Origin of the sequence: Pararoseomonas baculiformis, assembly GCF_017813395.1 — a bacterium.
GTDB classification, from domain to species: Bacteria; Pseudomonadota; Alphaproteobacteria; order Acetobacterales; family Acetobacteraceae; genus Roseomonas; species Roseomonas baculiformis.
This window is the reverse complement of the sequence record NZ_JAGIZB010000003.1, coordinates 1-20,395: the sequence shown is the minus strand read 5'-3', so window position 1 is coordinate 20,395 and position 20,395 is coordinate 1. Positions and strand designations below refer to the sequence as shown.

The following is a 20,395-nucleotide window of genomic DNA, read 5'->3' as shown; positions in this document are numbered from 1 at the left end:
TGCGGGTAGGTTCCGCCGCAGGACAGGGGAATGACGGCATGCGGGTGGCGGCTTTGCTGATGGCGGCCGGGCGCGGAGAGCGGCTCGGCGGAAACGAGGCCAAGCAGTTTCTGCCGCTTCTCGGGCGCCCGGTGCTGCGCCACGCCGCCGAGGCCCTGCTGCGCGATGGGTTGGTGGATGCGATCCAGCCCGTCTGCGCAGAGCCGGAGCGGGCGCGGGTGGATTCGCTGCTCACCGGCCTTCCGGCGCTCCCGGCCGTTACGGGTGGTGCCACGCGGCAGGACAGCGTGCGCGCAGGGCTGGAATCCCTGTCCGCGCTGGGCCCCGCGATCGTGCTGGTGCATGACGCGGCGCGGCCCGTGGTCCCGGCCGGAACGGTGGCCGCGGTGCTGGCGGCATTGGAGACTTCGGAAGGCGCCATCCCCGCCCAGCCTGTGGCCGACACGCTGAAACTCGCAGAAGCAGACAAGATCCTGCGGACGGTGCCACGCGAAGGGTTGTACCGCGCCCAAACGCCGCAGGGCTTCCGTTTCGGAACCCTGCTTGCCCTGCATCGCAGCGCGCCCGAAGGCGCCACCGATGACGCCGCGCTGCTGGAAGCGGCGGGCCACGCTGTACGGATCGTCCCCGGATCGGAGAGCAATGTGAAGATCACCTATCCCGGCGACCTCGAGCGGGCCGAGGCTGGCCTGCTGCCGCGCTACATCCCGCGCACCGGCACTGGCTTCGATGTGCACCGCCTAGTGGAGGGCCGGCCGCTTTTTCTTTGCGGGGTGCAAGTGCCCCACTCGCTGGGGCTGGACGGGCATTCTGATGCCGATGTGGGCCTGCACGCGCTCTGCGACGCCATCTACGGCGCCCTGGCCGAAGGGGACATCGGCCGGCATTTTCCGCCGAGCCAGATGGAGTGGAAGGATGCGGACAGTGCGCAGTTCCTGCGCCACGCGGCCGGCCGGATCGCCGCCCGTGGCGGGATGCTGGCCAATGCGGATGTGACGCTGATCTGCGAGCGCCCGAAGATCACCCCGCATGCCCCGGCGATGATCGCCCGCGTCGCCGAGCTGCTGGGAGTGCCGGAAGACCGTATCTCGGTGAAAGCGACGACCACGGAGCGGCTCGGCTTCCCCGGGCGGGAGGAAGGGATCGCGGCCCAGGCAGCGGTCAGCCTGCTCGTGCCGGCCTGACAGCGGGCGGGAGGCCTTGCAGCACCGCCTGGCAGGCCTCCACGACTTCCGGCCTGAGGGGACCGGGACGCGGGGCGTCCACCAGGGTGGTAAACCAGTGTTCGGGCGGATTGCGGCCGGCGGCGCGGGACCAGTCCAGCGCACGGAGCACCGCTTCCGCCGCGGGCGGCAGGCGGGCGGGCATTGCGCGCCCGTCCAGCGTGCCCCAGACGGCGGCCCAGCAGCGCGCCACCGTCCAGGGATTGTAGCCGCCGCCGCCCGTCACGATCAGACGCGGCGCCTCCGCCATGAGGGCCCGGACCACGGCGCAATGGGCGTTGTTGGAAAGGGAGAGTCGCGCCAGCGGGTCTTCCTCCACCCCGTCGGCGCCACATTGGAGCATGACGGCCTGGGGCCGAAGGTGCCGGAGGATGGGCAGGATAACCGAATGCAGCACATGCTCCATCTCCGTGTCATTGAAGCCCTGCGGGACCGGGATGTTCCGGGCATGCCCGCCCGCCCGGTCCTCCAGCCGCCCCGTGAAGGGCCAGCGCCCGGCCTCATGCACCGAGAGCGTGAAGACGCGCGGGTCCTCCCGAAACGCGTATTCCACGCCGTCCCCGTGATGCGCGTCGATATCGACGTAGAGAATGTTGTCGAGGCCGAGATCGAGCCATTCCAGCAACCCGATCACAGGGTCGTTCAGGTAACAGAAGCCCGCCGCGCGATCGGGGAAGGCGTGGTGCGTTCCGGCGCCGGGCACATGGACGATGCCGCCACTGCGCGTGAGTCGGGCGGCCAGGATGGCGCCTCCCGCGCTCGTGGCCGGGCGGCGGAACACCTCCCGGTAGACAGGGTTCCCGTGGGCCCCGATGTGGTGGCGCTCCCGCACCTCCGCGGGGACGGACTGCTCCTCCTCCGCCCTTTGCAGCGCTGCGATATAGTCAGGGGTGTGATAGCGCGTCAGCTGCGCGGTTGTGGCGCGCGGGCTGTCGAGATAGCGCTGCGGATCCAGCCAGCCGAGTGCGCGCACCAGGTCCAGCATGGCCGGAACCCGCGGGATGGCCAGCGGGTGCTTCGGCCCATAGGTGGAACCCCGGTAGATCTCCGAACCGATAAGGAGCGGGTGCCTCAGCGCAGCCGCTCCAGGATCGAGACATAATTCGCGACGGCTGCCCCACCCATGTTGAACACGCCACCCAGCGTGGCACCCGGGACCTGCATCGCGCCGGCCTCCCCGGCGAGTTGCATGGCGCTGAGAACATGCATCGAGACGCCGGTCGCACCAATCGGGTGCCCCTTGGACTTCAGCCCCCCGGAGGGGTTCACCGGCAGCCGCCCGCCCTTCTGCACCATGCCGTCGAGCACGGCGCGGGCCCCCTGCCCTTCGGGCACCAGTCCCATGGCCTCGTAATCGATCAGCTCGGCGATGGTGAAGCAGTCGTGAACCTCGGCGAAGGAGAGGTCCGAGACGCTGATCCCGGCGCCGTCGTAGGCGCGTCGCCAAGCCTCGCGCGCGCCCTCGAAGCGGGTGATGTCGCGCGCGGAGATGGGCATGAAATCCGTCACATGCGCTGCGGCGCGGAAGCGGATGGCCTTCCCCATCGTGGCGGCCGTCTCGGCGTCCGTCAGCACCAGCGCCGCGGCACCGTCGGAAACAAGGCTGCAGTCGGTGCGCTTGAGTGGACCGGCCACGATCGGGTTCCGTTCGCTTTCGGTGCGGCAGAATTCATAGCCCAGATCCTTCCGTATCTGGGCGTAGGGATTATCCACCCCGTTGCGGTGGTTCTTCGCCGCGATCGCCGCCAGCGCATCGGACTGGTCCCCATGGCGCTGGAAATAGGATTCAGCGATGCGGGCGAACACACCGGCAAAGCCAGCGGGGATCTCCCCCTCCTCCCGGCGATAGGCGCAGCCCAGCAGAACATCGCCGACCTGGGCACCGGGGATGGCCGTCATCTTCTCGACACCGATGACCAGCGTGAAGCGGCCGCGCCCTGCGGCCAGGAAATCCATTGCCCCGTGGATGGCGGCGGAACCGGTGGCGCAGGCATTCTCTACCCGCGTCGCGGGCCTGAAGCGCAGCTCCGGCAGGGACTGCAGCACCAACGAGGCCGGGAAATCCTGCTTCTGGAAGCCGCCATTGAAGTGGCCGACATAAATGGCATCGACCTCCTGAGGGTCGATCCCGGCATCCTCGATCGCCGCCCGGGCCACCCGGCCGATCAGCGTTTCGGCATCCGGAGCGTCCTCCAGCCGGCCGAAAGGCGAATGGGACCAGCCCACGATGCAGGCCCCGGCGGCTACCCCGCCCATTCCGGCTCCGGACATGTCTCATCCCTCCCGTGCTTGCGGGAAAGATAGGTGGTTCGGGAGCCCTGTCCAACACGGCGTTGCAGCGGGCCTTCCGGCGCCGCTTTACCCGCGGAACAGGCTGAGCAGGCCCTGCGGCGACTGGTTGGCGATGCCAAGGGCCTGGGTGCCGAGCTGCTGCTTGATCTGGAGCGCCTGGAGCTTGGCGCTCTCCTTCGCGAGGTCCGCATCGATCAGCGAGCCCAGGCCGGTCTCCAGCGCGTCCAGCTTCTCCTTGTTGTAGCTCATCTGGGCTTCGAGATAGGTGGAATTGGAGCCGAAGGTGTTCAGGGCGGTGTTCACCGCCGTCATCTTCGTTACGAAGTCGCCCGTTGAGGCCAGCGCCGAAGCGGCGGCCGCGGCATCGGTCGGAGCCGTAGCCACCACCAGACTGGTCGCGCCTTCGACCGCCGAGAGGGTGTAGAGCGTCGCCTGCTCGTTGCGGGTGGTCGCGATATTGCCGCCGCCTGCGCCGGTGGAGGTGGTGAGCAGCGTGCGGCCGTTATAGGTCGCATCCGCGATGTAGTTCTGAACCTGGGTTCGCAGGGACTCATACTGGGACTGGTACTGCGTGCGCTGCGAGGAAGAGAGGGTTCCGTCCGCCAGCTTGACCAAGACGCCCCGGATCTCGGTCATCGTGTCCGAAACCTTGTTCAGGCCGGACAATGTCGTGTCCAGAATGCCCTGCACGCTGCCCATCTGCTCATTCGCGGAGGTCAGGCCGGCAATGTCGGCCCGAACCGCCTGCGCCACGGCGAAGGCCGCGCCGTCATCCTTGGCGTCCGCGACGCGGTAGCCGGTGGAGACGCGCTTCTGCGTGATGGAGAGCGCTTCATTGGTGCGGTTCAGCGATTGCAGCGCCACCTGTGCGCCGAGGTTCGTATTGACCGAGTTCATCGCCATCGGGGTCTTCCCTTCGCGTTGGCGGCTCTCCCGCCCTCAGGGGGAGATTGGCCGCAATGCGTGAAGGAAGACCTAACCTCGATCGGGAAATGTCATCCCTGAATCAGAAAGCCCCGGCGCAAGGCCAGGGCTTCCCGTTCATCCGGCAGGATGGGCCAATCAGCCCTTGTACTGCACGGCCTGGCGGCCACGCTGGCCGTCGCGCACGTCCAGCGCCACCTTCTGGCCCTGCTGCACATCGGTCACGCCGGCGCGCTGCAGAACGGAGGAGTGCAGGAACACGTCCTGGCCACCATCATCCGGCGTCACGAAACCGAAGCCGCGAACCTGGTCGAACCACTTCACGGTGCCGTTCACGGCATAGGTCGGGCCACCCTCGTCACGGCCGAAGTCACGGCGCGGCGGGCGATCACCGAACTCGCGGCGCGGGGCGCCGAAGCCGCCACGGTCACCGCCGAAGCCGCCACCCGGCGGGCCGCCGAAGTCACGGCGCGGCGGACGGTCGCCGAAGCCACCACCACCGCCGAACTCACGGCGCGGACGATCACCGAAACCACCGCCCGGCGGGCCACCGAAGTCACGGCGCGGCGGACGGTCGCCAAAGCCGCCACCACCGCCGAACTCACGGCGCGGACGATCACCGAAGCCACCGCCACCACCACCACCGGCGCCACCGCCAGGGCCCGGCTTCAGCTCCATGATCCGGGTCACAAGGCGACGGCCCTGCCGGTCCGTGCCGATCTCGCAGACGAGCTTGTCACCCGTATCAGCCGACTGAATGCCGGCTTCGGCCATCGCCGAAGCGTGGAAAAAAACGTCCTGTCCGTCGGGCCCAAGCACGAAGCCGAAACCCTTGCGGCCGTTGTACCACTTCACCTCAGCCTCGACGGGCCCGGTGCCACCCTGCGATTCATTCTCGGGGAACACTGTATCTCACTATCCGCATAGATCGGCCCGACGGGATGCAGGACCGGTATCGTCATGCTGGCATGCCCCGGCAAGGAATGCTAGCCGAATCGGCGGGGGTCATAGGGCCCGAGATCGATTTCCGGCTTGACACCCGCTGCGAGGGCCGCAGCCGCGAGCGCGCTGCGCGGCGCGGCCACCAGCCCGACATGGCCGTGCCCGAAGGCGAGAACCACATCCGGCGTGGCGGCCGAAACGCCAAGGCAGGGAAGCCCGTCCGGCATGGAGGGGCGGTGCCCCATCCAGACCGCGATGCGCTCGGGCGGAAGATCGCGCGGCAGCTTCGGGAAGGCCCGGAGCAGGTGGTCCAGCAGGATTTCCGCGCGGCGCCAGTTCGGCGCGGCTTCGAGCCCGGCGATCTCCACCTGCCCCGAGGCGCGCAGCCCGGCGCGGGTGGGCGTGATGCCCATCTTCCCGTCGGACGGCATGATGGGAATACGGGGACCGACTTCCGCATCGAGGACGACAGCGTGGTAGCCGCGCTCCGTCTCAAGCGGCACGCGGGAGCCCGCTGCCGCGGCGAGGTGCTTTGAGCGCGCCCCTGCTGCGATCACTGCCCGGTCCGCTGCGATCTCGCCCTCACCGGTCCGGACGGATTTCAGCCGCCCCGCCTCGATCCGGAAGCCCGTCGCGGCCGTGCGGCGCAGGATCGCGCCCTCCGACACCGCCTGCTCCACCAGGGCGGCGACATAGGCGCCGGGATCCGTGCAATGCCCGGCTTCCTCGAAAAGGGCGCCGAAGCCGTAGCGGGGGTCCAGCTCCGGCTGGATCTGTCGCATCTCCTCCGGGCCGATCTCCGTCCAGTTCAGCCCGACCTGGCGGCGGATGCGGAAACCCATGGCTTCCCGCTCGAACTCGGCGCGGGAGGGATAGACATACACGAGCCCGTCGCGCCGGATGAGATCGCCTACCCCGGCGCGTTCGGCCAGGGCCTTATGAAGTGCCGGTGCATCCGCCAGCAGAGTCCGGAGGGCCCGCGCAGTTTCGAGGACCCGCGCCTCCGTCCAACCAGATCGGAGATAGGCCCAAAGCCAGGGAAGAACGCGCGGTAGATAGGACCAGCGGATCGCCAACGGCCCGAGCGGGTCACGCAGGAAAGCCGGAACCTGCTTCCAGAGCCCGGGAACGGCGGGCGGGATGACCGACATCACCGAGAGCCAGCAGCCATTCCCGTAGGAAGCAGCCTGCTCTCCGCCGGGCGGGCCGGGGTCCAGGATCGTGACCCGAAAGCCCCGGTCCAATGCGGCCAGGGCCGTGGTGGCGCCCAGGATTCCGGCGCCGATGACGACGAGGTGCGCCCCCGGCGGCGCGCTTCCGAACGCAGCCGGGGGCCCGGTCTCAGCCGGCATCCAGGATGGCGCGCTTCGCCATCACGTTGACGAGATGTGCCCGATATTCCGCGCTGCCATGAATGTCGCCATTCAGCTCGTCGGGGGACTGGCGGATCCCTGCCACCGCCTCCGGCGACCAATTGGCGGCCAGGGCCGCTTCCATCTCGGCCTGCCGGAAGACGCCAGGTCCGGCACCATTCACCGCCACCCGCACGCCCGCCGGCCCGCGCGCAACGAAAACGCCCGTCATCACGTAGCGGGAAGCTGGGTTCCGCATCTTCGCGTAGCCTGCCTTCTCCGGGATCGGGAACTCGATCGCGGTCAGCAGCTCCCCCGGCTCCAGCGCGGTGGTGAACATGCCGAGGAAATAGTCATCCGCGCCGATGCGCCGGCGGTTCGTGACGAAAGTGGCACCCAGGCCCATGGCGGCAGCGGGATAGTCCGCCGCGGGGTCGTTATTGGCCAGGGAGCCGCCCATGGTGCCACGGTTGCGCACCTGGGTATCGCCGAGGCTGCCGGCCATGCGGGCCAGGGCAGGAATGGCGGCCCGCACCGTCGCATCCGCGCTGATCTCGGCGTGGCGGGACATGGCACCGATGACCAGCTTGTCCCCTTCCCGCCGGATCTCGCGGAGTTCGGCGATGCCGGAAAGGTCCACGAGGGCCGAGGGGCGGTCCAGGCGATGCTTCAGCGCCGGCAGGATGGTCTGCCCGCCGGAGATCGGGCGGGCATCCGGATCGGCCAGCAGGGCCACCGCCTCGGAGAGGCTGGCGGGCTTGTGGAAGGCGAAATCATACATGGCGATCGTGCCTCCGGTTCACGCTTCGGCAGGAGCCAGCGCCTCGCGGCGGCCATGCATGACCTCCTGCGCGGCCGCGATCGCCTTGACGATGTTGTGGTAGCCCGTGCAGCGGCAGAGATTGCCCTCCAGCCCCTCGCGGATCTCGTGCTCCGTCATGCCCTGCGGGTGCTTCTGCACGAGGTCGATCGCGGACATCACCATGCCCGGGGTGCAGAAGCCGCATTGCAGGGCATGGTATTCGCGGAAGGCTTCCTGCATCGGGTGCAGCGTGCCGTCGGCGGCGGCCAGGCCCTCGATCGTCGTCACGGAACTGCCATCCGCCTGCACGGCCAGCATGGTGCAGGACTTTACGCTCTCGCCATCCACATGGACGACGCAGGCGCCGCACTGGCTGGTGTCGCAACCCACATGTGTGCCGGTCAGGCGAAGCTGCTCCCGGAGCAGTTCCACAAGGAGGGTTCGCCCCTCCACCTCCACGCTGTGGCGCTGGCCGTTCACCGTCAGGCTGACACTCGGCATGGTCACCTCCCCGCGCAAATCATGCCACGGAACCTCGCGCGGAGGCTCCGGGGCGTCAAGCGAGCCTCGCCCTAATGGAGGGGCGATGCCTCTCCCGAGAGGGGGTTCTGCGCGGCCGGGAGGTCGTGCAGATGGCACGCCGCCGTATGGCCGGGCTCAGTGGGCTTCAACAACGGCTCCTCCACCCGGCAACGGTCGAAGACATAGGGGCAGCGGGTGTGGAAGCGGCAGCCGCTGGGCGGGTTGATCGGGCTCGGCACATCGCCCTTCAGGATGATGCGCTGGCGCGCCGCCCCGGGCTGGGGCACCGGCACGGCGGAGAGCAGCGCCTGGGTGTAGGGATGCTTCGGCGCGGCGAAGAGGCTGCGGCGGGGCGCCACTTCCACGATCTTGCCGAGATACATCACCGCGACGCGATGGGTCATGTGCTCCACAATCGCCAGGTCGTGGCTGATGAAGAGCAGCGCGAGGCCCAGTTCCTTCTGCAGATCCTGCAGGAGGTTCACGATCTGCGCCTTCACGGACACGTCCAGGGCGGAGACCGCCTCGTCGCAGATGATGAGGTCCGGCTCCGCCGCGAGCGCCCGGGCGATCCCGATGCGCTGGCGCTGCCCGCCGGAAAACTCATGGGGCCAGCGGTTGATGGCGTCGCGCGGCAGGCGGACCGTGTCCATGAGATGAGCGAGCCGCCGGTCGAGATCGGCCGAATCCTTCGCCATGCCGAAATTGCGAATCGGCTCGGCCAGGATGTCCTTCACCCGCATGCGCGGGTTGAGGCTGGAGAAGGGGTCCTGAAACACCACCTGCACCCGCCGCCGCATCGGGCGCAGCGTGGATGCGGGCAGCGTGTCGATCCGCGTCCCGTCGAGCACCACCTGGCCCGCGGTGATGTCGAACAGGCGCAGCACCGCCTTGCCGACGGTGGATTTCCCGCAACCCGACTCACCCACGAGGGAGAGCGTCTCGCCCTTCGCGATCTCGAAGGACACGCCATCGACCGCATAGACCTGCCCCGTGACGCCGCCGAACAGCCCGCCACGGAGGGGAAAATGCTTCTTCAGGTCATCGACCTGCAGGATCGGCTGGCCGGGCGCGGATGCGTGAGAGACGGAGGTGTTGGTAAGCTTGGCACTCATGCCGCCATCAGCTCCTTTTCGGCATAGTGGCAGGCGGCCACATGGTTCGGGGCCTTGGGCTCCAGCGCGGGCGCGACGGCGCGGCAGAGATCGGTCACCTTGGGGCAGCGGGTGGCGAAGACGCAGCCATCGATGCGCTTCTTGAGGCTGGGCACGAGGCCGGGGATCTCAGCCAGGCGCTCGGTGGTTCCATCCAGGGAGGAACCCAGCTTCGGTACCGCCCCGAGCAGCCCCTGGGTATAGGGGTGCTTGGGGTCGCTGAAGAGCTCCTGCACCGGCGCTTCCTCGACCTTCCGGCCCGCATACATGACGATAACCCGCTCCGCGACCTCGGCCACCACGCCTAGGTCGTGGGTAATGAGGACGATCGCGGCGCCGACCCGGTGCTTCAGATCCCTCATCAGGTCCAGAATCTGGGCCTGGATCGTCACGTCGAGCGCCGTGGTCGGCTCATCCGCGATCAGCAGCTTCGGGTTGCAGGCAAGCGCCATGGCGATCATTACGCGCTGGCGCATGCCGCCCGAGAGCTGGTGCGGATATTCCTTGACCCGCCGTTCAGGCGCCGGGATGCCGACCAGCTTCAGCATCTCCACCGCCTTGTCCTCGGCCTGCTGGCTGCTGAGCCCCTGGTGAAGCCGGAGCGTCTCGCCGATCTGCCGCCCGACCGTGAGGACCGGGTTCAGCGATGTCATCGGCTCCTGGAAAATCATGCTGACATCATTGCCGCGGATCGCGCGCATCTCGCGATCCGACAGCTTCAGCAGATCCTTGCCCTGCAGCATGATCTCGCCGGCAATCTTCCCGGGCGGCTCCGGGATGAGCCGGAGGATGGACATCGCGGTCACGGACTTGCCGCAGCCCGACTCACCGACGATCGCGACGGTCTCACCCGCATTCACATGAAAGGAGAGACCGTCCACCGCGCGGTTGACGCCGTCCGGCGTGCGGAAATGGGTCTGGAGCATCCGGACGTCGAGGAGAGGTGTCTCGGCCATGATCAGACCTTCTTCGCCATACGGGGGTCGAGCCAATCCCGCAGCCCATCGCCCAGCAGGTTCACCGCGAGAACGGTGAGCGAGAGGAAGATGGCCGGGAAGAAGACGATGTAGGGCTTCACCTGCCAGAGGGCCCTGCCCTCCGCCATGATGTTGCCCCAGGACGGGATGATGGGCGGCGTGCCCGCGCCGATGAAGGAGAGAATGCTTTCCGCTATCATGGCGCTGGCGCAGATATAGGTCGCCTGCACCGTGAGCGGCGCGAGCGTGTTGGGCAGGATGTGGCGGATGATGATCCGGGGCGTGGTGGTACCGGAGGCGACCGCCGCATCGACATAGGGCTGCTCGCGCAGGGACAGCACGACGCCGCGCACGAGGCGGGAGACGCGCGGAACCTCGGCGATGGTGATGGCCAGGATCACGTTCCCCACGCTGCCCCGCGTCAGCGCCATGAGGGCGATGGCGAGAAGGATGGAGGGGATGGACATCAGCCCATCCATGATCCGCATGATGATCGCGTCGGCCCAGCGCACGAAGCCGGAGATCAGGCCGATGGTCAGCCCGATCACTGATGCGCAGAAGGCGACCGAGAAGCCGACGATCAGCGAGACGCGAGCGCCATAGAGCACGCGCGAATACACATCCCGGCCCAGCATGTCCGTGCCGAACCAGTACATGGCCGAAGGCTCGCGCGTGCGGCGGGCCGGGGCGAGTGCCGTCGGGTCAACCGTCCACAGGAACGGGGCGAAGATCGCCATGAGCAGGATGAGGATCATCAGCAGGCCGCCGAAGGCCATGATCGGATTACGGCGGATATAGCCGATGAAGCCGCGCCTGGCCTTCACGGGGGGGAACACGTCGGGCAGCGGCGCGGCAGCCGCGACGTCCTCAGCCCGAAGGGCGCCCGGTGCGATGGTGGTGGTGCTCAATACCGGATCCTCGGATCGAACAGGGTGTAGAGGAGGTCGATCACCAGGTTCACCAGAACATAGGTAAAGGAGAACAGCAGGATCACGCCCTGGATCACTGGGTAGTCTCGGCGGAGGATGGCATCCACCGTCAGCCGGCCAAGCCCCGGAATGGCGAAGACGCTTTCCGTCACCACCGCACCGCCGATCAGCAGCGCGACGCCGATGCCGATGACGGTGACGATGGGCACGGCGGCATTCTTCAGCGCGTGCAGGAACAGGATACCCGGCTGGGCGACGCCCTTGGCCCTGGCGGTCCGGATGTAGTCCTGCTGCAGCACCTCGAGCATGGTCGCACGGGTGATGCGTGCGATCAGCGCGATATAGACGCCGCCCAGGGCCACCGCCGGCAGGATCAGGTTCTGGAACCAGGGCCAGATCCCACGGGAGAAGGGCGTGTAGCCCTGCACCGGCAGCCAGTCGAGCTCGAGCGCGAAGACATAGGCCAGCAGGTAGCCGACCACAAAGACCGGCACCGAAAAGCCGAGCACGGCGAAGCCCATCACGGCCCGGTCGATCCAGGTGCCCTGCTTCCAGGCGGCGATGACCCCCATCGGCACGGCAATGCTGACCGCCAGGATGAGGGTGATCACCATGAGCGACAGGGTCGGCTCGATCCGCTGCTGGATCATGGTGCTGACCGGCAGGTTCGTGAAGATCGAGACCCCGAGGTCTCCCCGCACGATGTGCCAGACCCATTCGCCGAAGCGCACGAGGTAGGGCCGGTCGAGGCCCAGGCTCGCCCGGATGCGCTCGACATCCTGGGGCGTGGCCTGGTCGCCCGCGATCACCGCCGCCGGGTCACCCGGCGAGATGTAGAGCAGGCTGAAGACGAAGAGGGCCACGACCGCCATCACGGGGATGGTGGCGATGATCCGGCGTATGGCGTAGGCGAACATCCTGATACCCTAGCTCTTGGAAACACCCCAGAAGAAGGGCAACGGCCCCTTCACGATGCCGGACACGTTCCGGCGCCAGGCGGTGTAGAAGGTGAAGAAGCCCGTCGGCGCGAAGATCACATGGTCCATCGCCGCCTTGTTCAGCTCGGCCATGGCGGCCTTCTCCTGGTCCAGCGTGGTCGCGGCGAACCAGGCATCGCGCTTGGCCTCGACCTCTTCGCTCCTCGGCCAGCCGAACCAGGCGTTGTCGCCATTCGCGCGAATGGCGGTGTAGGCGGCCGGGTTGATGCAGTCCGCCCCCGCATGCCAGGAGAAGAACACGTTCCAGCCGCCCTGACTGGGCGGGTTCTTCATCGCGCGGCGGCTGCCCACCGTGCCCCAGTCGGTCGCGATATAATCGACATTCATGCCGATCTTGCGCATGGCCTCGGCGGTCACGTCGCCCTGGGCCTTGGTGATGGGCTGGTCCTGGGCCACGAGCATGACCACCGGCTCGCCCTTGTAGCCGCTCTCCATCAGGAGCTTCTTCGCGGCGTCATAGTTCCGCGGCCCCTTCAGCAGGTCGCCGCCCGCTTCCGAATAGAGCGGGGTGCCCGGGGTGAAGAAGCTCGGCAGGCGCTTCCACATGTTCTCGTCATCGCCGGCGATGGCGCGCATCACGTCCGCCTGGTCGATGGCCATGAGCACGGCGCGGCGGGCACGCACATCATTGAAGGGCGCGTGCAGGTGGTTCATGCGGAAGGTGCCGATATTTCCGAGCGGATCGGCGATATCGGCCTGGACATTCCGGTTGCGGCGCAGGAGCGGCATCAGGTCGCTGATCGGGTTTTCCCACCAGTCCACCTCCCCATTCTGCAGGGCCGCGGCCGCCGTGGCGGGATCGGGCATCACCACCCATTCGACGCGATCCACCATGACGCGCTTGCCGCCGGCCAGCCAGGAGGCAGGCTCACTGCGCGGCTGGTAATCGCCGAACTTCTCGAAGACGGCCTTGGCGCCGGGCACCCACTCCCCACGGGCGAACTTGAACGGCCCGGAACCGACATATTCCGTGATCTGCTGGAACGGATCCGTCCGTGCGATCCGCTCGGGCATGACGAAGCTGCAGGGCGCGTTGTTCTTGGCCAGGGCCAACAACATCTTCGGATAGGGCTGCTTCAGGGACCAACGGAAGGTCCGGTCATCCACCGCGACCAACTCGTTCTGGATGGCGCGGATCATCTGGCCCATCGGATCGCGCACGGCCCAGCGGTTCATGCTGGCCACGGCATCCTTGGCCAGTACCGGCTCGCCGTCATGGAACTTCAGGCCGGTGCGCAGCTTGAAGGTCCAGGTCAGGCCATCCGAGGAAACCTCCTCGCTCTCGACCATCTGGCGCTGCGGCTGGAGCTGGGCGTCCACGCCATAGAGCGTGTCCCACACCATCGCCGCCGCATTGCGGACCACATATTGCGTGCCCCAGATCGGGTCGAAATTCGCGAGATTCGCCTGCGGCACGAAGCGCAGGGTACGGGCATCGGCCCCCTGTGACAGCGCCGGGGCGGAAAGCCCGGCGGCGGCGAGCCCCGATCCAGCCTTCAAGAACGAACGACGATCCATTTCCAAGCCCCCATCGGGCCGGCCTTCGCCGTGCCCATCTTCCCTGCCCGGCGAGCCTGCCGGAATTTCATCCATCGCACCAGCGTGACGGACGGATGACAACCCGCCCCAAGCACGGCGCGTGCCATTCAGGTCTTCGAGATGTTCCAGAACACCGTGGCGGGCGCGCGGAACACCCCGGTGAGGTTGCGGCGCCAGGCGCTGGGCTGCCAGTAGAAGCCCAGCGGGATATAGGGCAGCACCTCCATGGCACGCTGGTTCAGCGCCGCCCCGATGCGCTTGCTCTCGGCTTCGCTGGGGGCGTCCAGCCATTGGGCGCGCAGTGCCTCGATCTGGTCGTCCTGAGGCCAGCCGAACCAGGCATTCGGCCCGTTCGCGCGCAGGAACAGATGGATGGTGGGCACCCCGAGGTCGCTGCCCGAGGAGGTGGTGTGCACCACGCTCCACCCACCTTTCTCCACAGGCTCCCGGCTGGCCCTGCGCTGAACCACCGTGCCCCAATCGGCCGAGACGACCTCCACGTTCAGCCCGATCCGGGTCATCAGATCGGCGGTGACTAGGGAGAGCGCGTTGATCTGCGGATAGTCGCTGGGCGCGATCAGCACCACGCGTTCCCCCGCGTAGCCTGACTCCCGCAGCGCGGCCTTGGCACGGTCGATGTTGCGGGTCCGCAGGATATCGCTGCCTTGATCGCTGGCCAGGCTGGTGCCGCAGGTGAAGACACCCTCGCAGGTGCCCCAGCCCTTCGGGTCGTCGCCGGCAACCGCCCGCAGATAGTCGCGCTGGTCCACCGCCATGGCCACGGCGCGCCGTACCGCGAGGTTGTTGAAGGGTGGGTGCAGCTGGTTGAAGCGCATCACCCCATAGGTGCCCTCGAGCAGCCGCTGCTCGACCACCAGGTCACGCGAGCGCCGCAGCAACGGCAGCAGGTCGTGCAGCGGATATTCCCAGTAGTCCTGCTCGCCATTGACCATGGCCGAGGCCGCGGTCGCGGGATCGCTGATCACGGTCCAGACGATGCGGTCCAGGCGCGGCATGCGCCCTCCCGCAAGGCCGTCAGGCTCCTCCTGCCGCGGCTGGTATCCGGCGAATTTCTCCCATACCGCGGTCTGGCCCGGGTTCCATTCACCCGGCACGAAGCGGAAAGGGCCGGAGCCCGTCGCGTCCCGGACCTGCGTGAACGGATCGGTGGCCGCAAGCCGCTCCGGCATGATGAAGCACGGGTTCTGGCTTTTCCCGATGGCGAGGGCGAGGAAGGGGAAGGGCTTCTTCAGCCGGAAGCGGAAGCGCCGGTCGTCCAGCACCGAAAGCTCGTCAGTCTGGGCCGCGAGTGCCTGTCCGAAGACATCCCGCACCATCCAGCGCTTCAGGCTGGCCACGCAGTCCTGCGCGCGGACAGGCTCGTTGTCGTGGAACTTCAGCCCTGTCCGGAGCGTGAAGGTCCATTCCCGACCGTCATTCCCGATCTCCCACCCTTCCGCCATCTGCGGGCGGGGGGTGTTCGTGGAATCCACCGCGCAGATCTGGTCATAGACCAGATAGGCATGGTTCCGGGTGACGACCGCGGTCGTCCAGACCGGATCCAGGCTGGTGAGGTTGGCCTGGGGCACCACGCGCAGCACGCGCGCGGCACTTCCCTGGGCGAGGGCCGGTGAGGAAAGGCCTGTTGCGGCAGCCGCCGCAACAAGTCCCTTGAAGGCGTCGCGGCGGTGCAGCATCGACTCTCTCCCTCAGGCCCGCTTCATGTTCCAGAAAATGGCAAAGCCCGGCACGCGATCCCGGAGGTCGCGCCGGATGCCCGTGAGGGATTTATAGGCACCCACGGGGATATAGGGCAGCTCGTCCATCGCCACGCGCTGCATTTGCTGGGCGATGCGCTTCTGGTCCTCGAGATTCGGCGCCACGAACCACTCGTCGCGCAGCGTCTCCAATTGGGGGATGTTCGGCCAGCCCGGCCAGGCGCTGGTGCCGTTGCCGCGCAGCGGGAAGTGCGCGGACGGGTCCACGAAATCGAAAGAGGAGAAGGCAGTGAGGATGATGCTCCAGCCGCCCTTGTCCACCGGCTCGCGGCTCGTGCGGCGCTGCACGGTGGTGCCCCAGTCCGTGAGCACGATATCGGCGTTGAAGCCGAGGCGCCGGACGAGATCCGCGCAGACCTGCGTCATGGCCGAGGGCGCCAGGATGTCGGTGGGGCCGACGAGCCGCATCGGCTGGTTCGTGTAGCCGGCCTCGCGCATCAGCGCCTTCGCACGGTCCAGGCTGCGCGGCCCCTTCAGCGGCTCCATCCCCACATCGCTCGCCAGGGGCGTGCCGGGGGTGAAGATGCCAGCGGGCTCCCACAGGCCGGGCTCCGTGCCCACGATGGCCTGCATGAAGTCCGCCTGGTCGATCGCCGGCAGCAAGGCCTGGCGCATTTTCTTGTCGTTGAAAGGCGGGTGCAGGTGGTTGAAGCGGAGGATGCCCGTCAGCGGAAGCGGGTCGATCGCCTCCACGGAAAGGGCGCGGCTGCGGCGGAGAAGCTGCTGGATTTCGGGGGGCGGCTGCTCGAACCAGTCGATCTCGCCGGCCTGCAGCGCAGCGGCGGCCGTGGAGGCATCGGTGATGATCTGCCACTCGACGCGGTCGAAATGCACCACCTTCGGACCGGCCGTCAGGCTCGGCGTGCCGACCGGGGTGGGGCTGTAATTTGGGTTCCGCTCATAGACAACGAGGCTGCCGGAGTTGAACTCGTCCGCCTTGAAGCGGAACGGGCCGCTACCAACGGACTCCCGGATCTGCTGGAAGGCATCGGTCTGCGCGAGCCGCTCAGGCATGATGAAGGCGGGGCTGTTGCTGACCTGGGCAAGCGCCGAGAAGAGGAACGGGAAAGGCCGCTTCAGCCGGAACTGGAGGCGCCGGTCATCGAGAGCCGAGAGCTCATCCACGAACTCCGCGAGCTTCTGCCCGGAGGGAGAGCGGCGCATCCACCGCTTGAGGCTCTGCACCGCATCGGCCGCGCGCACGGGCTCGCCATCATGGAACTTCGGCCCCTGGCGCAGGGTGATGATGACGCGCTTTCCGTCGTCCTCCACCGAATGGCCCTCGGCCAGCTGCGGCTGGGGCCGGAACTGGGAGTCCATGCCGTAGAGGTTGTCATAGACCATGTAGCCATGGTTGCGGGTGATGTTCGCCGTGGTCCAGATCGGGTCCAGGCTGGTCAGGTTGGCCTGGGGAACCATCTTGAGGACGCGCTGCCCCGCAGGCTGGGCCAGGGCCGGGCTAGAGGGAGCGAAGGAGGCCGGCCCAACAGCGGCGGCCCCCGCGGCACCCAAGAGGTGGCGGCGTCGAATCATCCGTCCTGCTCCTTAACGTCGCCGTCATGTGAGCAGCATGCGGGACGCCGGGGCAAGCCCGACGTCCCAGGAATAGGTCAGGCTGCCTTCTGCAGGCTCCAGAACATCGGGAAGCCCTTCGGCACGCCCGAGATGTTCCGGCGGTACGCCGTGGCCTGGAAATACTGGCCGAGCGGCAGGTAAGGCACCTCCTGGAAGGCGACCTGCTGGATTTCCTGCGCGATCTTCTTCTGGCCATTCAGGTCCGGCGCATCGAACCAGGCCGTCCGCAGCTCCTCGATGCGGGGCATGGTCGGCCAGCCGAACCAGGCTTGCTGCCCATTCCCGCGGAGGCTCTGGCTGACGCCGGGGTTGATCATGTCCAGCCCCGCCCAGAAGGTGAAGAACATGCTCCAGCCACCACGCTCCACCGGCTCGCGGCTGGCGCGGCGCTGCACCACGCTGCCCCAGTCGGTGGAGACGAACTCCACGTTCAGGCCCGCCCGGGTCAGCATGTCGTTGCCGACCTGGGCCAGCGCATTGAGCGAGGGGAAGTCGGAGGCGGCGATGACGACGACCTTCTCCCCCTTATACCCGGCGGCGGCCAGGTCGCGCTTCACCTTCTCCATGTCGCGCGGGCTGGTCAGCGCCTCCATGCCCACATCACTGGCCAGCGGCGTGCCCGGCGGGAAGAAGCCGTTGCCATCCTTCCAAAGCGAGCGGTCGGTGCCGATCACGGCCGTCATGTAGTCGCCCTGCACCACGGCACCCAGCAGGGCGCGCCGAATGGCGGGGTTGTTGAAGGGCGGGTGCAGGTGGTTGAAGCGCGCAATGGCACAGAGGCCGGTCGGGTCCGGGATCTCCATCACCACGTTGCGGTTGCGGCGCAGCGTGGGCTGCAGGTCCGCGGTCGGCTGCTCCCACCAGTCCATCTCACCATTGGTGAGCGCATTCGCCGCGGTCGAGGCGTCGGGGATGACGTGCCACTCCACCCGGTCAAGATGCACGCGCTTGGGCCCGGCGGTCCAGCTGGCCGTCCCATCGGCGCGGGGCACGTAGTCGGCGAAGCGCTCATAGACCACGCGGGAGCCGGGCACGCGCTCGTCCGCCTTCCAGCGGAACGGGCCGCTGCCGATCAGCTCGCGGATGGGCTGGTTGGGGTCGGTGCTGGCGATGCGCTCGGGCATCATGAAGCAGACCGGGGTGCTCGGCTTGCCGAGCGCCGTGAAAAGCATCGGGAAGGGCTGCTTCAGGCGGAAGACGATCGTACGGTCATCCGGCGCTTCCAGTGCGTCCGTGCGCGCCATCAGCACCTGGCCGAGCGCATCGCGCGCGGCCCAGCGGCGGATGGAGGCCACGCAGTCCTTGGCGGTCACCGCCCCGCCATCATGCCACTTCAGCCCCTGGCGGAGCGTGATGGTCACGCGCTTCCCGTCATCCTCGACCCGGTGGCCCTCGGCCATCTGCGGCTGCGGGTTGAAGTCCTCGTCAAAGCCGTACAGCGTGTCCCAGATCGCGTACCCATGGTGGCGCGTCACATAGGCCGTGGTGATGATGGGGTCCGTGACCGTCACGTCGGACTGGGGGATGAATTTGAGCACGCGCGCGCCGGCCGGCTGGGCCAGGGCGGGGCGCGCGAGGCCGATCGGGCCGGTGCCTGCGAGGGCAAGGCCGGCGCCGCCGGCGAGGAAGCGACGTCGATCCGTAGGCATGCGCTCTTTCGATCCTTTCGGGCGGAATCCGGAGAGGCAAGCGCAGCCGCGCCCGGCGCGCAAGCCCTGCCTTCACGCCAGCCCGGGCAGCCGCTACACCGGCCTGATGCGCTGCACCCTCCGGCCGGACCGGATTCTGTCGCCCAGGCATCGTGCCCTGACCGCCGAGTTCCTCCGCTTCGGGGTGGTGGGCGCGGCAGGCTTCGTCGTCGACACCGTGGTGCTCTACGCTGCCCTGGCGGCCGGGGCCGAGCTCTATGGCGGGCGCGCCCTCTCCTATCTGGTGGCTGCCAGCACAACCTGGGCGCTCAACCGGGCCTGGACATTCAGCAACGCGGCGCGGGAGACGGGGCACGGGACGATCGGGCGGCAATGGGCGCTTTTCGTCCTGGTGAACCTGGTGGGCTTCGCCGTGAATTACGGCACCTACGCGCTGCTCGTCGCGAGGCTGCCTTTGGCGGCTGCTCACCCCGTCCTGGCCGTTGCCGCGGGGGCGCTGGCCGGAATGGGCGGGAATTTCCTGCTCTCGCGCCGCTTCGTCTTCCGCCCCGCATGACATTGACCCGCATTGCCGTCCTGATTCCCTGCCACAACGAGGAGGCGGCGATCGGCGAGGTCGTGTCAGGTCTCCGGGCAGCGCTGCCGGAGGCGGTCGTCTATGTTTATGACAACAACTCCTCCGACCGCACGCGCGAGCGGGCCGCCGCCGCGGGCGCGGTCGTCCGCACCGAGCCTCTCCAGGGCAAGGGGAATGTTGTCCGGCGCATGTTCGCCGATGTGGAAGCCGACATCTATGTCCTGGTGGACGGGGACGGCACCTACGATCCCATCGCCGCCCCGGCCATGCTCCGCAGGCTCTGGGAGGAGCGGCTGGACATGGTGACGGGGGTTCGGGTCACGGAGGCACAGGCTGCCTACCGCCTGGGCCACCGCCTGGGCAACCGGGTGCTGACCGGGGTGGTTCGGCAGGTTTTCGGCAACCGGGTCACAGACATGCTCTCGGGTTATCGCTGCTTTTCCCGGCGTTTCGTGAAGTCCTTCCCTGCCCTCGCCCAGGGCTTCGAAACCGAGACCGAGTTCACGGTGCATGCGCTGGAGCTGCGCATGCCTGTGGGGGAGATCCGTACGGCCTATAGCGAGCGGCCCGCCGGCTCCGTCTCCAAGCTGCGGACCTACCGGGACGGCTTCAAGATATTGCGGATGATTCTGGCGCTGGTGCAGCGGGAGCGGCCGCGGCTCTTCTTCGGGCTCCTTGCCCTCTTCCTGGCCCTGCTCTCCGTGGCACTCTTCCTGCCGGTGCTCGAAACCTATCTCGTGAGCGGGCTGGTGCCGCGCCTGCCTACTTTCCTGGCCTCTACCATGTTCATGCTGCTGGCCTTCCTCTGCCTGACCTGCGGCCTGGTGCTCGATACGGTCACCCGCGGGCGAATTGAGGCCAAGCGCATCGCGTATCTGGCGCAGCCCGCCCCTGGCGGGCCAGAGGCCCTCGAAACGGCATGGAGCTCACCTGCCCCGGGTGCAAAGCGATAGTTTGCTTTTCGAATCATGACTTGTGCTATCGGACGATGGCGTGGCGAAATGACCGCCCTGGTGCATCGCCCCGTGCAAGTGCCTGTAGGAGCATTGGATGGTACCGCCGCGGCTGAATGCGCTTGAGAGTGCTTTGTCGGGGTGCCGGGTTCAGTTTGGTGCCGTTGGTGTGTTCAGCCTTGTGGTGAACCTGCTGCAGCTGACGGTAT

18 protein-coding genes are annotated in these 20,395 nt (G+C 67.8%); 3 read left to right on the top strand and 15 right to left on the bottom strand.

Annotated features, from left to right (window positions below):
• Window positions 1-38 precede the first annotated feature (38 nt).
• Window positions 39-1,184, top strand: coding sequence for a bifunctional 2-C-methyl-D-erythritol 4-phosphate cytidylyltransferase/2-C-methyl-D-erythritol 2,4-cyclodiphosphate synthase (locus J8J14_RS03655; RefSeq protein ID WP_209378107.1), 1,146 nt, complete (start codon window positions 39-41; stop codon window positions 1,182-1,184).
• Here the strand turns inward: J8J14_RS03655 and J8J14_RS03650 are convergent.
• The 15 genes from J8J14_RS03650 to J8J14_RS03580 all read right to left on the bottom strand — a co-directional run bounded on the left by J8J14_RS03650 (window position 1,162) and on the right by J8J14_RS03580 (window position 18,656).
• Entirely contained in the window at window positions 1,162-2,226 is a 1,065-nt protein-coding gene (locus J8J14_RS03650) for an acetoin utilization protein AcuC (protein WP_456307504.1), read from the bottom strand. The two genes, J8J14_RS03655 and J8J14_RS03650, sit on opposite strands and share 23 nt — an antisense overlap.
• A 68-nt stretch (window positions 2,227-2,294) precedes the next feature.
• Window positions 2,295-3,494: an acetyl-CoA acetyltransferase gene (locus J8J14_RS03645; protein WP_245215352.1), complete on the bottom strand. Its 1,200-nt coding sequence runs from the start codon at window positions 3,492-3,494 to the stop codon at window positions 2,295-2,297.
• An 87-nt stretch (window positions 3,495-3,581) separates the two neighbouring features.
• Entirely contained in the window at window positions 3,582-4,418 is an 837-nt protein-coding gene (locus J8J14_RS03640; protein WP_245215351.1) for a flagellin, read from the bottom strand.
• 159 nt (window positions 4,419-4,577) lie between these two features.
• A complete protein-coding gene (locus J8J14_RS03635; RefSeq protein ID WP_342452387.1) occupies window positions 4,578-5,294 on the bottom strand; it encodes a cold-shock protein in 717 nt (238 codons plus the stop codon).
• Between the two features lie 131 nt (window positions 5,295-5,425).
• Window positions 5,426-6,733: an NAD(P)/FAD-dependent oxidoreductase gene (locus tag J8J14_RS03630; protein ID WP_209378104.1), complete on the bottom strand. Its 1,308-nt coding sequence runs from the start codon at window positions 6,731-6,733 to the stop codon at window positions 5,426-5,428.
• Entirely contained in the window at window positions 6,723-7,514 is a 792-nt protein-coding gene (locus tag J8J14_RS03625) for an FAD binding domain-containing protein (protein ID WP_209378103.1), read from the bottom strand. The genes J8J14_RS03630 and J8J14_RS03625 overlap by 11 nt, the downstream gene beginning before the upstream one ends.
• Before the next feature lie 18 nt (window positions 7,515-7,532).
• On the bottom strand, window positions 7,533-8,036 hold the full coding sequence (locus J8J14_RS03620; protein ID WP_209378102.1) for a (2Fe-2S)-binding protein: 504 nt from the start codon (window positions 8,034-8,036) through the stop codon (window positions 7,533-7,535).
• A gap of 71 nt (window positions 8,037-8,107) precedes the next feature.
• Entirely contained in the window at window positions 8,108-9,172 is a 1,065-nt protein-coding gene (locus tag J8J14_RS03615) for an ABC transporter ATP-binding protein (protein WP_209378101.1), read from the bottom strand.
• On the bottom strand, window positions 9,169-10,167 hold the full coding sequence (locus J8J14_RS03610; RefSeq protein ID WP_209378100.1) for an ABC transporter ATP-binding protein: 999 nt from the start codon (window positions 10,165-10,167) through the stop codon (window positions 9,169-9,171). The genes J8J14_RS03615 and J8J14_RS03610 overlap by 4 nt, the downstream gene beginning before the upstream one ends.
• Window positions 10,168-10,169: 2 nt before the next feature.
• Window positions 10,170-11,096 (bottom strand): ABC transporter permease, encoded by a 927-nt coding sequence (locus J8J14_RS03605; RefSeq protein WP_209378099.1) that lies wholly within the window; start codon window positions 11,094-11,096, stop codon window positions 10,170-10,172.
• Window positions 11,093-12,034, bottom strand: coding sequence for an ABC transporter permease (locus J8J14_RS03600; RefSeq protein ID WP_209378098.1), 942 nt, complete (start codon window positions 12,032-12,034; stop codon window positions 11,093-11,095). The genes J8J14_RS03605 and J8J14_RS03600 overlap by 4 nt, the downstream gene beginning before the upstream one ends.
• A 9-nt stretch (window positions 12,035-12,043) precedes the next feature.
• The gene (locus J8J14_RS03595) at window positions 12,044-13,633 is read right to left on the bottom strand and encodes an ABC transporter substrate-binding protein (protein ID WP_209378097.1); all 1,590 of its coding nucleotides are present in this window, start codon (window positions 13,631-13,633) and stop codon (window positions 12,044-12,046) included.
• A 128-nt stretch (window positions 13,634-13,761) separates the two neighbouring features.
• Window positions 13,762-15,348, bottom strand: a complete 1,587-nt coding sequence (locus tag J8J14_RS03590) for an ABC transporter substrate-binding protein (protein ID WP_408895475.1) — start codon at window positions 15,346-15,348, stop codon at window positions 13,762-13,764.
• Between the two features lie 15 nt (window positions 15,349-15,363).
• Window positions 15,364-16,965: an ABC transporter substrate-binding protein gene (locus J8J14_RS03585; RefSeq protein WP_209378095.1), complete on the bottom strand. Its 1,602-nt coding sequence runs from the start codon at window positions 16,963-16,965 to the stop codon at window positions 15,364-15,366.
• Between the two features lie 77 nt (window positions 16,966-17,042).
• On the bottom strand, window positions 17,043-18,656 hold the full coding sequence (locus J8J14_RS03580) for an ABC transporter substrate-binding protein (protein ID WP_209378094.1): 1,614 nt from the start codon (window positions 18,654-18,656) through the stop codon (window positions 17,043-17,045).
• On the opposite strand from J8J14_RS03580, the gene J8J14_RS03575 reads away from it, so the two are divergent.
• Both J8J14_RS03575 and J8J14_RS03570 read left to right on the top strand, forming a co-directional pair.
• Window positions 18,655-19,212, top strand: a complete 558-nt coding sequence (locus J8J14_RS03575) for a GtrA family protein (RefSeq protein WP_245215350.1) — start codon at window positions 18,655-18,657, stop codon at window positions 19,210-19,212. The two genes, J8J14_RS03580 and J8J14_RS03575, sit on opposite strands and share 2 nt — an antisense overlap.
• Window positions 19,209-20,186: a glycosyltransferase gene (locus J8J14_RS03570; RefSeq protein ID WP_209378093.1), complete on the top strand. Its 978-nt coding sequence runs from the start codon at window positions 19,209-19,211 to the stop codon at window positions 20,184-20,186. Before J8J14_RS03575 ends, J8J14_RS03570 begins: the two co-directional genes overlap by 4 nt.
• Window positions 20,187-20,395: the final 209 nt, after the last annotated feature.

Coding starts and splice junctions, on each gene's coding strand:
- J8J14_RS03570 (WP_209378093.1), top strand. CDS start 19,209: ATGACATTGACCCGCATTGCCGTCCTGATTCCCTGCCACAACGAGGAG.
- J8J14_RS03640 (WP_245215351.1), bottom strand. CDS start 4,418: ATGGCGATGAACTCGGTCAATACGAACCTCGGCGCACAGGTGGCGCTG.
- J8J14_RS03610 (WP_209378100.1), bottom strand. CDS start 10,167: ATGGCCGAGACACCTCTCCTCGACGTCCGGATGCTCCAGACCCATTTC.
- J8J14_RS03615 (WP_209378101.1), bottom strand. CDS start 9,172: ATGAGTGCCAAGCTTACCAACACCTCCGTCTCTCACGCATCCGCGCCC.
- J8J14_RS03575 (WP_245215350.1), top strand. CDS start 18,655: ATGCGCTCTTTCGATCCTTTCGGGCGGAATCCGGAGAGGCAAGCGCAG.
- J8J14_RS03600 (WP_209378098.1), bottom strand. CDS start 12,034: ATGTTCGCCTACGCCATACGCCGGATCATCGCCACCATCCCCGTGATG.
- J8J14_RS03625 (WP_209378103.1), bottom strand. CDS start 7,514: ATGTATGATTTCGCCTTCCACAAGCCCGCCAGCCTCTCCGAGGCGGTG.
- J8J14_RS03595 (WP_209378097.1), bottom strand. CDS start 13,633: ATGGATCGTCGTTCGTTCTTGAAGGCTGGATCGGGGCTCGCCGCCGCC.
- J8J14_RS03645 (WP_245215352.1), bottom strand. CDS start 3,494: ATGTCCGGAGCCGGAATGGGCGGGGTAGCCGCCGGGGCCTGCATCGTG.
- J8J14_RS03580 (WP_209378094.1), bottom strand. CDS start 18,656: ATGCCTACGGATCGACGTCGCTTCCTCGCCGGCGGCGCCGGCCTTGCC.
- J8J14_RS03585 (WP_209378095.1), bottom strand. CDS start 16,965: ATGATTCGACGCCGCCACCTCTTGGGTGCCGCGGGGGCCGCCGCTGTT.
- J8J14_RS03630 (WP_209378104.1), bottom strand. CDS start 6,733: ATGCCGGCTGAGACCGGGCCCCCGGCTGCGTTCGGAAGCGCGCCGCCG.
- J8J14_RS03655 (WP_209378107.1), top strand. CDS start 39: ATGCGGGTGGCGGCTTTGCTGATGGCGGCCGGGCGCGGAGAGCGGCTC.
- J8J14_RS03620 (WP_209378102.1), bottom strand. CDS start 8,036: ATGCCGAGTGTCAGCCTGACGGTGAACGGCCAGCGCCACAGCGTGGAG.